This is a genomic window from Streptomyces sp. AP-93 (genome assembly GCF_022808175.1).
GTDB lineage: Bacteria > Actinomycetota > Actinomycetes > Streptomycetales > Streptomycetaceae > Streptomyces.
Map to the genome: position 1 here is coordinate 197,401 of NZ_JALGBX010000018.1, position 14,206 is coordinate 211,606.

At 69.7% G+C, this 14,206-nt stretch carries 12 protein-coding genes; 2 read left to right on the forward strand and 10 right to left on the reverse strand.

The window, feature by feature from the left end:
- The first annotated feature begins 138 nt into the window (after nt 1-138).
- The gene (locus tag MTF69_RS27700; protein ID WP_243338874.1) at nt 139-3,027 is read left to right on the forward strand and encodes a LuxR family transcriptional regulator; all 2,889 of its coding nucleotides are present in this window, start codon (nt 139-141) and stop codon (nt 3,025-3,027) included.
- Here the strand turns inward: MTF69_RS27700 and MTF69_RS27705 are convergent.
- The 4 genes from MTF69_RS27705 to MTF69_RS27720 all read right to left on the reverse strand — a co-directional run bounded on the left by MTF69_RS27705 (nt 2,954) and on the right by MTF69_RS27720 (nt 6,903).
- On the reverse strand, nt 2,954-3,700 hold the full coding sequence (locus MTF69_RS27705) for a 4'-phosphopantetheinyl transferase (protein ID WP_243338895.1): 747 nt from the start codon (nt 3,698-3,700) through the stop codon (nt 2,954-2,956). The genes MTF69_RS27700 and MTF69_RS27705 overlap by 74 nt on opposite strands.
- A 5-nt stretch (nt 3,701-3,705) precedes the next feature.
- On the reverse strand, nt 3,706-4,563 hold the full coding sequence (locus MTF69_RS27710) for a metallophosphoesterase (RefSeq protein ID WP_243338875.1): 858 nt from the start codon (nt 4,561-4,563) through the stop codon (nt 3,706-3,708).
- Entirely contained in the window at nt 4,560-5,309 is a 750-nt protein-coding gene (locus MTF69_RS27715) for a thioesterase II family protein (protein WP_243338876.1), read from the reverse strand. The genes MTF69_RS27710 and MTF69_RS27715 overlap by 4 nt, the downstream gene beginning before the upstream one ends.
- A 115-nt stretch (nt 5,310-5,424) precedes the next feature.
- On the reverse strand, nt 5,425-6,903 hold the full coding sequence (locus MTF69_RS27720; protein ID WP_243338877.1) for an MFS transporter: 1,479 nt from the start codon (nt 6,901-6,903) through the stop codon (nt 5,425-5,427).
- Between the two features lie 123 nt (nt 6,904-7,026).
- On the opposite strand from MTF69_RS27720, the gene MTF69_RS27725 reads away from it, so the two are divergent.
- Nucleotides 7,027-7,752: a TetR/AcrR family transcriptional regulator gene (locus MTF69_RS27725; RefSeq protein ID WP_243338878.1), complete on the forward strand. Its 726-nt coding sequence runs from the start codon at nt 7,027-7,029 to the stop codon at nt 7,750-7,752.
- Between the two features lie 64 nt (nt 7,753-7,816).
- On the opposite strand, the gene MTF69_RS27730 is transcribed toward MTF69_RS27725, so the two are convergent.
- From MTF69_RS27730 to MTF69_RS27755, 6 genes are all read right to left on the reverse strand, one after another.
- A complete protein-coding gene (locus MTF69_RS27730) occupies nt 7,817-8,170 on the reverse strand; it encodes a nuclear transport factor 2 family protein (RefSeq protein ID WP_243338879.1) in 354 nt (117 codons plus the stop codon).
- The gene (locus MTF69_RS27735; RefSeq protein ID WP_243338880.1) at nt 8,167-9,402 is read right to left on the reverse strand and encodes a cytochrome P450; all 1,236 of its coding nucleotides are present in this window, start codon (nt 9,400-9,402) and stop codon (nt 8,167-8,169) included. The genes MTF69_RS27730 and MTF69_RS27735 overlap by 4 nt, the downstream gene beginning before the upstream one ends.
- A 69-nt stretch (nt 9,403-9,471) precedes the next feature.
- Complete coding sequence (locus tag MTF69_RS27740; protein ID WP_243338881.1) at nt 9,472-10,731, reverse strand: cytochrome P450; 1,260 nt, start codon at nt 10,729-10,731, stop codon at nt 9,472-9,474.
- Nucleotides 10,732-10,747: 16 nt separating this feature from the next.
- The gene (locus MTF69_RS27745; RefSeq protein ID WP_243338882.1) at nt 10,748-12,463 is read right to left on the reverse strand and encodes an acyl-CoA dehydrogenase family protein; all 1,716 of its coding nucleotides are present in this window, start codon (nt 12,461-12,463) and stop codon (nt 10,748-10,750) included.
- A gap of 117 nt (nt 12,464-12,580) precedes the next feature.
- Nucleotides 12,581-13,840 (reverse strand): NAD(P)/FAD-dependent oxidoreductase, encoded by a 1,260-nt coding sequence (locus tag MTF69_RS27750; RefSeq protein ID WP_243338883.1) that lies wholly within the window; start codon nt 13,838-13,840, stop codon nt 12,581-12,583.
- Nucleotides 13,837-14,028: a ferredoxin gene (locus MTF69_RS27755; protein WP_243338884.1), complete on the reverse strand. Its 192-nt coding sequence runs from the start codon at nt 14,026-14,028 to the stop codon at nt 13,837-13,839. Before MTF69_RS27755 ends, MTF69_RS27750 begins: the two co-directional genes overlap by 4 nt.
- Nucleotides 14,029-14,206: the final 178 nt, after the last annotated feature.

Genomic DNA, 14,206 nt, shown 5'->3' on the forward strand with positions numbered 1-14,206 from the left:
CAAGTGCCCAGGGTTAGCGTCGCCAGGTCCGTGTCGACTGGTGTGTGATGAGGTAACCCCGTTACTCGGACGCCAGTTGATACGAAGGGTGGCCCGACAGTCACCCCGGTGTAGCACTCGCAATTGCAGGGGGAGCAAATGACTAGCGGGTCGACCCATGCCATCACAGCCGAGAGCGGCATACCTGGCCAACGCGTCAGCACTCCGACGCTCTCCGAGAGCCTCAGACAATTTGCTTCGCTCCAGGCGCTCTTCAAGGAGGCAGTGGACGACGGCAGCCGGGTAGGGATCGTCAGCGGTCCGGTCGGCTGCGGGAAGACGGAGTTACTGAACGCCTTCTCCGCTCACGCGGCCGCCTCCGGCGCGGACGTGCTGTTGGCGACCGCGTCCCGCGCGGAACGGGCCGTCCCTTTCGGACTGCTGGCTCACCTGCTCCATGGGGCCGACATCGGCCCCGACCTCAGGTCCCGCGCCGCGTCATGGGTATACGAAGCCCAGTCGGCGCCGGTGTCCCGAAGCGTCGTTGACGGCAGTACACCCGATGTCGCGCCCGGGACCTTCCACGGTATGTGCATGACCCTGCTGGACATCGTCGAGAGGGCCCCCGGCCCGCTGGTCATCGGCATAGACGACGCCCAGTACGCCGACGTGGACTCCCTGCGATGCCTCTCCTTCGTCGTCCGGCGGCTGCGTTCCGCTCGCCTGCTCGTCGTATTGAACGAGTCCCTGCACGCCCGATGGCCCGCCACTCTCTCCCAGGCGGAACTCCCAGCCGAGCCGATCGCCCGCCACTTCAGGCTCCCCCTGCTCTCACGGCAGGGCGTTGAGGACATGATGGCCGAACACCTTGGCCCCATCGTGGCCCGGACCCTGGCCGACGACGCCTACGACGTCAGCGGCGGCAATCCGATGCTGCTGCGCGGACTCATAGAGGACAACCGGAACCCGGTGCCCCCGCGCATCCCCGTCTTCCGCGTCGCCGACGGCTTCAGTCAGGCCCTCATCAGCTGTGTCTACCGCTACGAACCCGAAGTCCGTCAAGTTGCCCGCCGACTCGCCATGCTGGACGAGGCTCCGTCCCTTCCCGTCCTGGCCAGGCTCGCCGGACTCGACACGGACAACGCCGCCCAGGCCCTGGACCTGATGCGCGAGACCGGACTCCTCTCGAACGGTCTGCTGCGCCATTCCCAGGCATCTGCCGCGCTCCTCGGAGGCATGAGCGCCGAGGAGCGCAGCGCGGCGCAGACGCACACCGCCAACGAGCTGTTCAAGAACGGATCTTCGGTCGCTACCGTCGCCCGGCATCTGGTCGCCGCAGATCGGTTGGACAGCCAGTGCGCGATCCCCGTGCTGCACGAGGCGGCCGAGCAGGCTTTGGCGGACGGCGAAGGCCAGTTCGCACTGGACTGCCTGCGTCTCGCGCACGAGTACGACGCCGACGATCGCCGCCGGGCGGCCGGCATGGCCATGCTCGTCCGTGCGACCTGGCGCTCCAACCCGTACGCCGCCTACCGCCGCTTGCCCTCCCTCACCGACGACTCCATGGCGGGACTGCTGTCGGGCACCCGGGTGTCTGCCGCCATCGATGCGTTCCTGTGGTTCGGGCGCCCCGACGAGGCCGCGGAACTCATCGCCCGCGAGGCCCTGGAGCCGTTGGCGGCCGAGGACGCCCTGACCACGTCCCACCTGGGTGCTTCCAAGCTCTGGCTGCACGCCATGTACCCCGGCTGGGCCGCCGGCGGACCCGATGACGATGAGCCGAGCGCGTGGGCTCTCGGAGTGGCGCCCGAACTCGGCGCGAAACGTAGGGCGGCCGCGATGCTGCGGGCCAACATGGGGTCCGGCCCCAACGCGGCCGCCGTCAGCGAGGCGCAGGACGTCCTGCGGACCTACCCGCTTTCCGAGGACACCTTTACCGCGCTGCTGGTGCCCCTGCAGACTCTCATCTACGCGGAACGGCTGCGCGAGGCCCACGAGTGGGTCGAGAAGTTCACTGCCGAGGCACAGCGGCAGTCCGCCCCTGTGTGGGAGGCGTTCTTTCGCAGTGTAGGAGCGGAGATCCTGCTGCGGAAAGGCCAGCCGCAGCTCGCCGAGCAGGAGGTGCACGAGGCCTTGGCGCTGCTGCCGGCCCGGAACTGGGGCATCGCGCTCGCCATGCCGCTCAGCACCGCCCTGCACGCGAACGCGCTCACCGGAAATGAGTCCGAGGCGCTCGACGAGGCGCTGTCCGTACTGCCCGCCGCCACGTTCGAGACGCCGCTCGGCATGCGGCTCCTCAGGGCGCGGGGTCACAGGTCGCTGGAGAACGGCCAAGCGGCCGCCGCACTCGATGACTTCCTCGCCGTGGGGGAGATCGCCGCGCGCCACGGCGCGGACAATCCGGCGGCCGTGCCCTGGCGTTCCAGCGCCGCCCTGGCCTACGTGCGGCTAGGTGCCCTCGACCGGGCGCGTGTCCTGGCGGCTGAGGAGCTGCGCATGTGCGGCACTCGGCATCCCCGGGTGATGGCCGGCGCGCTACGGGTGCTGGCCGCGTGCAGCAGTGGAGGTGAGGTGCTCCGGCTGCTGGGCAAAGCCGCCGACCAACTGGAGAACTGTGATGCCCCGCTCGAACTCTCCCTTGTCCTGTACGACCTGGGCTGGGCTCTGCAGGAGCAGGGCCAGTACAGCAAAGGCCGCCTGATGCTGCGCCGGGCCCGGCTGATGGCGGAGGAGTCCGGGGCAAGAGTCCCGGCGCGCACCGTGCCTGTCACGGCGACAAGCGCTGACGAGGGGATCCTCCCCACCGAGCTGTCGCCCAGGCGGGCGGGTCGGCTGAGCACGCTCAGCGAGGCGGAACTGCGGGTGGTGGACCTCGCCATCGGGAGCCACAGCAACCGGCAGATCGCCAACCAGTTGTTCGTGACCGTGAGCACGGTGGAGCAGCATCTCACCCGCATCTACCGCAAGCTCGGTATCAAGCGGCGTACGGATCTCGCGGAGGCCATTCGGGGGGCCCGGCGGTCCGACGAGGCCCGCCCGGCCTGCTGATTCGAGTCCGCCCCTCGTCCGGCGAGTTCACTACCGCCACAGCGGTCGCCACCAGTCCGGCGTCCGCACACCACATGCCGCTCAGTGACTGGAGCCGGACCCCCGACACCGGTGGGTCCGGCACCAGCAGACGGGCGCGGAACCGCGCCCGGCGCGGGTCGATGTCCACGAGCGCGTCCTCGAACTCGAGCATCCGTCCGGCCACCGGGTACCACGCCTTGTAGACACTCTCCTTGGCACTGAACAGGATCCGGTCCCAGGCGGTGCCGGGGTGCGCGGCTGCCAGCGCGGCCAGCATCTCGCGCTCCTGAGGCAGGGTCACGGCCGTGCGGACATCGGGGTCCAGGGGCTCGTGCGGCTCCGCGTCGATCCCGAGGGCCAGGATGTCCGCGGACCGCGCCACGGCCGCGGCTCGGAACCCGGCGGTGTGGGTCATGCTGCCCACCACTCCGTCGGGCCATACCGGCGCACCGCCCGGCCCCGGCAGGACCGGCCAGGGGCTGCCGACGCCGAGCTCGCTCAGCGCCTGCCTGGCGCAGTGGCGTACGGTCGAGAACTCGCGGCGGCGGGAGGCCACCGAGTGCGCCACGACCGCGTGTTCCTCGGGTAGCAGGACGGCGGCCGGGGGGTCGCCGTACGCCTCGGCGGTGGCGACCGCCGACGGCAGCAGCATCTCGATCACAGTGCTCTCGTCGTGTTCGTGCGGCGGGTCAGAACGGGCCGCGGTGTCGTCGGCGGCCCGGAGCGAGCGCGCCACTCCCTCGGGTAGCCGAGCGACACCTCCTGGAACGGCACGCCGTCGACATGAAGGGTGCGGGGGATGTGCAGATGGCCGTAGACGACGGCCTCGGCGTGGAAACGGGTGTGCCAGTCGGCGGTGCGGTCGGTGCCGCACCACAGGGCGAACTCCGGGTAGCGCAGGATCCGGGTCGGTTCGCGGACGAGCGGATAGTGGTTCACCAACACGGTGGGCGTCCCGTCCAGGGCGGCCAGCCGGGCCTCGGTGTACGCGACGCGGGCGTGGCACCAAGCCGCGCGGCTGGGGTACGGGTCGGGGTGCAACAGGAACTCGTCCGTGCACACCACGCCCACCTCCTCGGCCTGCGCGAGCGCGGCCGCCGTGGTGGTCGTACCGGCTGGGCGGAACGAGTAGTCGTAGAGAACGAAGAGCGGCGCGACGACCAGGCGCCGGCCGTCTTGGTCCCACACCGGATACGGGTCCTCGGGGGTGTGGACGCCCAGCCCCCGGCACAGGTCCACGAGCTCGCGGTAGCGCCGCTCACCCCGGGAGCGGACCGGATCGTCCGGAGGAGTCCACAGCTCGTGGTTGCCAGGAGCCCACACGACGGTGTGGAAGCGGTCCCGCAGCAGGGTGAGGGCCCATTCGACATCGGAGTACGTCTCGCTGACGTCGCCGGCGACCAGGAGCCAGTCCTCGTCGGAGCCCGGCCGCATCTCCTGAACCAGCTTGCGGTTCTCGGCGTGGGCGATGTGCAGATCGCTGATGGCCAGAAGAGCGCCCCTCGCGGTGCTCACAGTGCCGCGTCGATCGCGGCGGCCACCTCGGTGATCTTTGGTTCGAGGTAGAAGTGGCCGCCGGCGAAGACGTGGAGGTCGGTGCCCTTGGTGGTGTGCGCCCCCCAAGCGGCGGCGTCCGCGACCGGCGTGACCGGGTCGCGGTCGCCGACGAGAACCGACACGGGGCAGGTGATCCGCGCCCCGGGGGCAGCCCGGTAGGTCTCGATCGCTCGGTAGTCAGCACGTACGACGGGCAGCACCATCTGCCGGATCTCCGAATCGTCGAGGACGCCCTCCTCGGTGCCGCCCAGCCGGATCATCTCGTGGATCAGGCCGGCATCGTCGCGTAGGTGGACCGTCTCGTCGCGTACGACGGAGGGTGCGCGGCGCGCGGAGGCGAACAGCCGGACCGGACCGGCCGGGGTCAACTGCTCGAACCTGCGGGCCACCTCGAAGGCGACGACGGCGCCCAGGCTGTGGCCGAAGAAGGCGAACGGTGGTTCCAGTTCGCGGCGCAGGGCGGCGAAGGCGGCGTCCGCGAGCTCCTGGACACTGTCGACGAGTCGCTCCCGGCGCCGGTCCTGACGCCCTGGGTACTGGACCGCGAGGCCTTCGACGCGCGGCGTCAGAGCTTGGGTGAGGGGGCGGAACCAGCCCGCGGAGCCGCCCGCGTGCGGAAAGCAGACGAGCCGCACGGTGCTCTGCTGCGCAGCAGGGGCGAAGCGGCGGAGCCAGGAGTCGTCGAGGGGAGTGCGCTGGGACATGAGTTCACCAAGTCGGATGGGTGGTGCGGGAGTCCGGGGTTGGGTAACGGAACGGGTTCATGACCGGTGCCGGGGGTAACACCGGTCATGAACCGTATGAGGGGGCGGAGTCGGGTCAGCCGTTGATGCGGACCTCGTCGACCCGCCCGTCGGCGCCCTCGGCGACCGGCGCGGGCGCCGGGGAGGCGCCCGGGGACTTCAGGGTGAAGGCCAGCAGACCGCCGATGACCGAGGCGGCGCCGCCGATCCACATCGCGGTGCGCAGGCCGTCCGCGACATCCGCCACGGCCGGGGCGGCACCGGCGTCGCCGGCCAGACCCGCGGTGGCCACGGCGACGAGCAGCGCGAGGCCGGCGGCGCCACCGATCTGCTGCGAGGTGCTGGCGAGGGCCGAGGCGATACCGGCCTCCTGCGGGGCGACACCCGAGGCGGCGCAGGCGAACATCGCCGGGAAGGTGACACCGCCGCCGATGCCCCAGACGATCAGGCCGGGAACCAGGGCCCAGAAGGAGGCGTTGGTCGACATCGCGACGGCCAGCACGATCATGCCGACACCGTTGACGGCCATGCCGAAGAACAGGGTGCCCTTCGGGCCCCACTTGCCGAGCAGCGCCCCGGCCAGCTTCAGCGAGGCGGCCATGGAAATGATCGTCAGCGGGATGAAGGCGAGACCGGCCTGGAGGGCGTCGTACCCGAGCACGCCCTGAACGTAGTTGGTGAAGATGTAGTAAGCGCCGCCGAGGGCGCTCTGGAACACCAGGATGATCAGGATCGCGGTGACCAGACTGCGGTTGCCGAACAACCGCATGGGGACGAGCGGGTTCTTGGTCTTGTTCTCGACGAGGGTGAAGATCGCCAGGATCACGACACCAGCGACGATCGAGCCGGCGCCGCGCAGGGAGCCCCAGCCGGCCTCCGGACCGCTCACGAGGCCGAGGACGAGCAGCGAGGAGCCGACGGTGGCGAGGATGGCGCCGAAGGCGTCGAAGCCGCCCTGGTCACCGGCGGGACGCTCGTCGGCGGCGAGGATGCCGGGGGAGAGAACCGCGGCGAGCAGCGCCAGCGGGACGAGGATGAACAGGACCCACTCCCAGCCCCAGGCGTCGGTGAGCACACCGCCCAGCAGCGCGCCGGCCGCCAGGCCGCCGCTGCCACAGGCGCCCCAGAGCGCGAGGGCCTTGTTCCGCGGGGCACCCTCGGCGAAGCGGGTGTGGATGAGGGTGAGGGTGGCGGGCGTGAGTAGCGCAGCACCGAAGCCCTGGATGGCGCGGGCCGTGATCAGCAGGGCCGGGCTCTCGGCGAAGCCTCCGAGGAGGCAGGAGAGGCCGAAGATCGTGAGGCCGAGGATGAACAGGCGGCGGGCGCCGAGGCGGTCGACCGCTCGGCCGCCGAAGAGCAGGAACCCGCCGAAGGCCACGGCGTACGCGCTGACCACCCACTGCAGGGACTGGGTGGTGAAGCCGAGCGCGCTGCCCATCTCAGGAAGCGCGACGAACACGATGTTGTAGTCGACGGCAACGATGAACTGGGCGAACGCCAGGAGAGCGAGCATCAGCCCGGTCCGCCGCTGGGTTCCGGAGGCGGTATCAACCACGACTTGGCTTCCTTCTTGCGTAGTAAGCGGAGAGAGGAGAGAGGAGGTGAACGGTGAAGGTTTACTGCACGGTGTTCAGTCTTGGCACGGAGTACTGTGCCTGAACCCTGTTACGCTGTCAACATGGGAGATGCGACGCACAGCCGACGGGCCCGACTGAGGGCAGAGGCCACGTCCGAGATCAAGACGATTGCGTTGAAGCACATGGCGGCCGGTGGCCCGGCCTCCATCTCACTGCGGGCCATCGCCCGTGAGATGGGCATGACGGCAGGCGCCATCTACAGCTACTTCGGAAGCCGCGACGACCTGATCACCGCGCTGACCGCCGACGTGTACGACTCGCTGGCCAATGTGCTGGAGGCATCACACAGGACGGCGCCCGAGGGCGGCGCCCGGGAGAAGGTGCTCGCCCACGCGCACGCCTACCGGAAGTGGGCCATCGCCCACCCCGACGAGTTCCGGCTGATCTACGGCGACCCCGTACCCGGGTACGAGGCGCCGGAGGAGGGTGCCGCGCAGGAAGCCGAACACCGGCTGTGCGCCGCTCTGCTGGGGCTGGTCGCTGCCGCCTGGCCACAGGCTGCGGCGTCACGGAAGGGCTGCGACTACGCATGGTCCGACTTCCAGCCGGGCTTGGTCGCGATGGCGCGGGAGTCCTTCCCCGAGCTGCCGCCGGCCGCTGTGGCGCTGTGCCTGCGGGTATGGAGCCGGATGCACGGACTCCTCGCGTTGGAGGTCTACGGCCACCTGCGTCACCAGGTCCTCGACCCGGAGAAGCTCTACGAGGCCGACATGCTCGACCTGATCCAGTCGCTCGGGCTCGTGGCCCCCGAACCGGCCGTCGACTGACGGATGACCAGCCTGCTTTGGCCTGCCGGTGCCCGCGCGGCACCGGCAGGCCTTGAGCCGTGGCTCAGGCGAAGAAGCCGTACACCTGGCGGAGCCGACCGCCGTCGACGAACACGGTGTCGTACCCCGTGGCGACGGGTGCACCCGCACCGGCGGGGCCCAGCTCCCAGGTGAAGAGGGCGACGCCGTGGTGCGCGCTGATCAGCTGCCCGATCGTGAAGACCAGGTCGCCGAACTTCTTTCGCTCAGTGTTGATGTAGGCCGTGATGGCCTCGGCGCCCCGGGCCGCTGTGTTTGGGTCGGTGTATTCGCCGTCCGCGGTGAAGACCTCCTCGGCCAGCACGCGACGGCGCAGGTCGTCCGGCTCGTTCCACAGAGTCAGGTAGCGCTCGGCGAGCGCAAGGACGTCCTGGCTCACTTGACCTCCCCCAGCGTCACCGGAAGCTCCGCGAGGCTGCGGATCGCGAGGGCTCCGTTCGTCCGCGGCGTCTCGGTCACCAGCTCCACGTCGTACGCGGTCAGCGCGTTGAGCCCGACCTGGGTGAGCAGCCGGGCGATCGGCGCGGCCACGCAGAAGTGGATGCCGTGTCCGAAGACCAGGTTGCGGCTGGGTACACGCGTCAGGTCCAGCGTGGCCGCGTTCGGGTAGAAACTCTCGTCCCGGTTGGCGGCGCCGAGCAGCAGGAACACCTCGTCACCCGGCTCGACCGGCACACCCGCGATGTCCGCGGACTCCAGGACCGTACGGTTGGCCAACTGCACCGCGGAGTCGTAACGCATGAGCTCCTCGACGGAGTTGGCGACCTTGTCCGGGTTGGCCCGGAACCAGTCCAGCTGCTCGCGGTGGCGCAGGAGCCCCAGCGTGCTCAGGCCCATCATCGCCTGCGGGGCGCTGAAGCCCGCCAGGAAGATGTTGGCGGCCGTGGTCAGCAGCTCGGTCTCGCTGAGCTTTTCGCCGTCCTGCTCGACCGCGACCAGCTCGCTCATCAGGTCGTCGACCGGCTTCTTGCGGCGCGTCTCGATCAGCTCGATCGAGATCTCCACGAAGCCCTCGCGGGCCTCCATGCGGGTCGCGAGCTCCGCCGGGCTCAGCGTGTACTCCGGGTCCAGGCCCCGGCCGGCGTCGTTCGCGAACCCGATGGAGCGCTCCAGGTACTTCTCGGGGACGCCGACGAGGACGTTCAGCACGTACGCGCCCAGCGGGCGGAAGTACTGCGCCGCGAGGTCGACCTCGCCTGATCCGTGCTCGGCCCGCAGCTTGGCGAGCAGATCGGCGGCGAACTTCTCGGCCTGCGGTCGCACCCGCTCCACTGTCCGTGGCGTGAACACCTTGTTCACCAGGGACCGGATCCGGGTGTGGTCCGGCGGGTCCATGAACATGAAGGCGCGGGCAAGCCCCTCGTCGGTGGGGATCAGGGTGTCCTGCACACCGGCGCCGTCGCCCCGCCCGAAGCGCGGGTCGCGCATCAGGTCGGAGATCTCCTTGTAGCCCAGGACGGCCACACCGGCGGCCGTCCGTATGACCTGGCCCTGCTCCGACCGCAGCTTCTCGTAGACCTTGTACGGATCCGCGTGGAACGCGGGATCGAACGGGTCGTACGGAAGCACCTCGGGTGCCTCGGACGGCGGGAGGGCGTGGGTCTCTGTCATGTGATGAGTCCTGTCTCGAAAATTGACTGCGGAAATCACCGTGAAAACGGGCCTCCGGCACCCGGATGGTCAGCCGGCGGCGCGGACAAGCCCGACTGGCATGTCCAGAATCACGGTGTGCTTGTTGTTCGGCGCGTACACGACCGGTGCGGCCGTGCGGATCTCCTCGACCCGGTCCAGCAGCGCTTCCAGGACCAGCCTGATCTCCAGTCGGCCGACTTCGTCGCCCATGCAGAAGTGGGTGCCGGTGCCGAACGAAAGGTGGGGGTTCGAGTTCCGGCGGATGTCGAACACGTCGGCCTCGGGGAAGACGTCCTCGTCGCGGTTTGCGGCAGGCCACCAGAAGGTGACCTTGTCACCCGCCTTGATCAGCGACCCACGCAGTTCGATGTCACGGGTCGCGGTCCGCCGGTTGTATGGGTTCGGCGGATTCCAGCGCAGCGCCTCCTCCAGCGCCGTCGGGAGCAGCGAACGGTCGTCGCGCAGGGCCTTCCACTGTTCCGGGTGGTCGGCGAACGCCTGGACCGCGGCGGCTATCACATTGCGAGGCTGCTCGAACCCGGTGATCAGCAGCAGAGTCAGGTTGGCCTCGCGCTCGTACGGCGACAGCGCACCCTCACCACCGCTGGTGTCGACGTCCCCGTTCGCGAGGATCGCGCCGAGGTCGTCGCCTGGCAGTCCCTTCTTGGAGTCCAACAGCTCCTTGAAATAGGCCTGCATGGCGTGGAACGTCGTAGTGGAGAATTCGTCGACCCTTCCGGTACGGCGGTTCACGAAGCCCAGAACCCCCCGGCCCCACTGGGTGAGCTGGTCCCAGTCCTCGCGCGGAACGCCCAGCATCAGCGCGATGGCCCGGAGGGCGAACGGCTCCGAGACCTCGCTCATGAAGTCGGTCTCACCACCGTGCGCGAGGGCCGCGTCGACGAGCTCTGCCGCGATGCCGCGCAGCTCGCCCTCCAGCCGCGCCGCCACGCGACCGGTCACCGCGGGCGTCAGGAGCCGTTTGATCAGCTCGTGGCGCGGGTTGTCCATCATGGCGAACAGCACTCCGGCGTGGACGCCGAAGGGAAGGTCTTCCAGATGGGAACCGCCGCCGGCCCGGTTGCCGCCGCCCTGGGCCGAATAGGCCGTGTCAGCGCCGGCCGCCACGATGTCGGCGTGCCGAGTGAGCACCCAGAAGCCCTCGCCGTCCGCGGTGGTGCCCGGCGGATGGAAGAACACCGGGGCCTCCCGGCGCAGCCGCGCGAACACGTCGTACGGCACGCCCGCCGCGTACAGCGACTGGTCAGTCAGGTCGAAACCACCCAGAACGTCAGGCAGTTCGCTCATTGATTCCTCGCATTCCTCAATGGCTGTTCAGGTCGACGGAAGCCGTCCCGGCCAGCCAGCTGTCGCTGACCTTCGTGTAGTCCGGCTCGGAGAAGGCGTGCAGCTCACGCCAGTGGGTGGCGATCCGGTGCCAGGCTTGCGTGCTGTGCACGTCGGCGATGTCCTGGCTCACCCCGGCATCGGTGCCCGCCGTATCCGCAGCCCGGGAGAGCACGGCGCAGACGGTGAACAGCTCGGTTGCGATCCGGCCGATCGCCAGCACCGTGTGCTGCCGGCTGAAAAGCTCCTCGGGATCGGGGCAGGCCTGTGTCAACGAGGCACACAGACGGCCCAGTTCGACCAGAGTCCGGCCGAGGTGCTTCAGATGCTCCTGGTTGGACCGCGACAACCGAGGATCGGCCTCGGGCGTCAGCTCGCCGTCCGGTGTGCAGTCTTTGGCCTGGCCGGCGTAATGACGCTTCAGCAGCAGCTGTCCGGCCTGCTCATCGAGCCGGAAGTCGATGTTCCCGGCCACCCGTAGCCCGCGCGCGTCGCGGAACGCCCGCTCCAGGGGAATCACCGGACCGCCGCGCCGCGCCTTGCTGTCCACCGTCTCGAAACCCTCGGCGGCCAGCAGCGACATCGTGCGGTCGACGACGCGCCAGGCGGTCGTCGTCAGGACGTTCTTGGCCACGAACCGCTCGAACAGCCGGTCCTGAGGGCCCCGTCCGGTCAGGCTCCACCGTGCCACGCTGTCCATCGCGTACACGTCGGCGACGGTGGTGGCGACGATCCGCTGCACAGAGTCGTACGAGGCGAGCTCGCGGCCGTCGATCGCACGCCGTGCCAGGAACTCACGTGACCAGATGAGGCAGTTGCGGGCGATGGCCAGCGCCGGGGCCCCGGTGAAGTACACCCGGCCGGTCAGCGCCAGCAGCCCTACCAGCGGGGGCAGCTGGTCGCCGGTGCTGTCCAGGAGCGCATGCTCCCGGGGCACCCGTACGTCGTCGAAGACAAGCTCGCCATTCGGCAGTCCGCGGCTGCCCAGGTAATCCAGAGTGGCGGAGACCTGGAAGCCGGGAGCGTCCCGGGTGTCGACGAAGAAGGCTCCCACGCGCCGCCGACCGGCCTCGGTCAGAGTGGCCGAGACGCCGAGCAGGTCGGCGACCGTCCCGTGGCCGGTGAAGAGTTTGCGGCCGCGCAGCAGATACGCGGAGCCGTCCTCGGTGAGGGTGGCAGTCATCGAAGGGAAGGCGTTGTTCTGGCCGGACTCGTCGGTGTCGCCGAACCCGGAGATCATTCCCTCGGCGATCCGGCGCCGGACGAAGTCCCGCAGCTCTCCCTCGGGCATCGCCGGGATCATCGCCCCGGCTCCGACCCCGGCCTGGATGCCGAGGATCTGACCGGCGGGCACCGACCAGGCGGCCGCGCACTCGATGACCCGAAAGGCGTTGTACTCCGAGAGCCCGAGACCGCCGAGTTCCGGCTCCGCCCGAAGCCGGAGAAGGCCGCGCTCTTGCAGGGCGGCGATGAAGCCGTCGGGGAGCCGGCCGGTACGGTCGACTTCCTCTGGGTCGAGCGTCGACGCCAGGAACTCGCCGACCTCCTGGACGATCCGGTCGCCGACGCTCCGGTTCTCCGGGTCCTGCTTGGGGAATTCGCCGAGGGTGGACCACAGCAGCCGTCCCGCGTCGAAACTCTCCAGGAATTCGGACGTGGAACTCCGGCTGTCACCGGGGTTTCCAGAGTTCATGGTGGTAAGGATTCCTTCTGCCTCTTTACGTACGCGGCCCGTGATCCCGGGTCGCTTATGCACGCTAGTGACACAAGGCCCCTATCGCATACCCCAGACAATGAATGGGGGGAACCCCTACCAATTACCGTCGCTCGCGGCCCGCGCGGCGTCGAGCCCCTCGTCCCACGGAACCAGCCCGGCTACCGCGGCCCGCAGCGACCGCAGCGCGGGCGGGCGCAGGTCGATGCCCACGGCGCCGAGCACACGCTTCTCGTCCCCGTAGAGGGCGACAACCCTCGGCGGTTCATCGGCCGCCGCGCTGGGCTCGGCGCGGACTACCTCCATCCGCCGACTGCCCGAGGTCACCCCGTACGCCTGGATGCGCCAGCCGTACTGATCGGACCAGAAGTACGGCACGGGCTCGTACGCTTCGGGCGGCGTGCCCGAACCGATCAGCTTGGCCAGGATGTTGCGGGCCACCACCATGCCTTGCTCGGAGGCGTTCATGCGGTGTTCGATACGCAGGGCACGTTCGTAGCGAGGATGCCACCAACGGGCCACGTCGCCCGCCGCGTACACGTAGGGCGCCGCCACGCAGAAGCTGTCGCAGCCGACTCCGTCGGCGAGGTCGAGCCCGCTGCCGGCCAGCCACCCCGTCGCTGGCACCGATCCCACGGCAACGACCACGACGTCGGCGGGGATCACCTCACCGCCGTCCAGCTGTACCCCCGTCACCCGGCCGTACGCCGTCAGCAGTCCGGCCACGGTCCGTCGGAGGCGTACGTGGATGCCGCGGCGCCTGTGTTCGTCGGCGATCATCCTGCCGACGGAGGCGCCCAGGACGGGGGCCAGCGGCTGTTCGTCCATCGTGGCGAGGGTGACGCGCAGACCCAGCGTGCGGGCGGCGGCGGCCACTTCGGTGCCCAGGACTCCGCCGCCCACGACGACCACGTCGCCGCCGGCCAGCAGGTCCTTGCGCAGGGCGGTCGCATCGTCGACGGTACGCAGCACATGGACGCCGGAGGTGCCGGCCGCACCCGGGATCCGGCGCGGACGGACACCGGTCGCGATGACGACGGCGGCGCAGTCCAGCTCTTCGCCGGTTTCCAAGGTCAGTCGGCGGTCCGCGACGTCCAGGGCCGTGGCCCGTATGCCGAGCCGAAGGTCGAGGCCGGGCCGCTGCTCCAGGCGGCCCGCGTCGCGGATCGTCGTGGACTCGGGGGACTGGTCACCGATGAGCACCCGCTTCGAGAGAGGCGGCCGTTCGTACGGGAGCCGGGACTCGTCCCCGATCAGGGTCAGCGAGCCGTCGTAGCCGGAGCGATGCAGGGACTCGACGACGGCGATACCGGCCGCCGAGGCGCCGACGACGGCGATAGTGGGTGTGGAGCTCATCCCTCCACCTGGATGGCCATGCCGGGGCACACGGCCTCCGCCTCGCGGACCGCCCCCTCACGGTCAGCGGGCGGCTCGGAGAGCAGCACCACGACAGTGCCGTCGTCGGCCTGGTCGAAGACATCGGGGGCAATCAATACGCACTGGCCCGCAGCGCAACACATTGCTGGATTTATCGAGACACGCATGGTTAGGCTCCTGAATGGTGAACAAAGAGAAGGAGGGAAAAGAAGGAGGGAAGATAAGGAACGGAAGGAATCAGTTCTTGATCTCGCAGATCACCGCGCCGGAGGTGAGCGATGCGCCGACTTCGGCGGCGAGGCCGACGATGGTGCCGGAGCGGTGTGCGTTCAGCGGCTGTTCCAT

Excerpts from the sequence above, each read along its gene's own strand:
- MTF69_RS27745 (WP_243338882.1), bottom strand. The coding sequence starts at position 12,463 with ATGAACTCTGGAAACCCCGGTGACAGCCGGAGTTCCACGTCCGAATTC.
- MTF69_RS27750 (WP_243338883.1), bottom strand. The coding sequence starts at position 13,840 with ATGAGCTCCACACCCACTATCGCCGTCGTCGGCGCCTCGGCGGCCGGT.
- MTF69_RS27735 (WP_243338880.1), bottom strand. The coding sequence starts at position 9,402 with ATGACAGAGACCCACGCCCTCCCGCCGTCCGAGGCACCCGAGGTGCTT.
- MTF69_RS27725 (WP_243338878.1), top strand. The coding sequence starts at position 7,027 with ATGGGAGATGCGACGCACAGCCGACGGGCCCGACTGAGGGCAGAGGCC.
- MTF69_RS27705 (WP_243338895.1), bottom strand. The coding sequence starts at position 3,700 with ATGCTGCTGCCGTCGGCGGTCGCCACCGCCGAGGCGTACGGCGACCCC.
- MTF69_RS27700 (WP_243338874.1), top strand. The coding sequence starts at position 139 with ATGACTAGCGGGTCGACCCATGCCATCACAGCCGAGAGCGGCATACCT.
- MTF69_RS27740 (WP_243338881.1), bottom strand. The coding sequence starts at position 10,731 with ATGAGCGAACTGCCTGACGTTCTGGGTGGTTTCGACCTGACTGACCAG.
- MTF69_RS27755 (WP_243338884.1), bottom strand. The coding sequence starts at position 14,028 with ATGCGTGTCTCGATAAATCCAGCAATGTGTTGCGCTGCGGGCCAGTGC.
- MTF69_RS27715 (WP_243338876.1), bottom strand. The coding sequence starts at position 5,309 with ATGTCCCAGCGCACTCCCCTCGACGACTCCTGGCTCCGCCGCTTCGCC.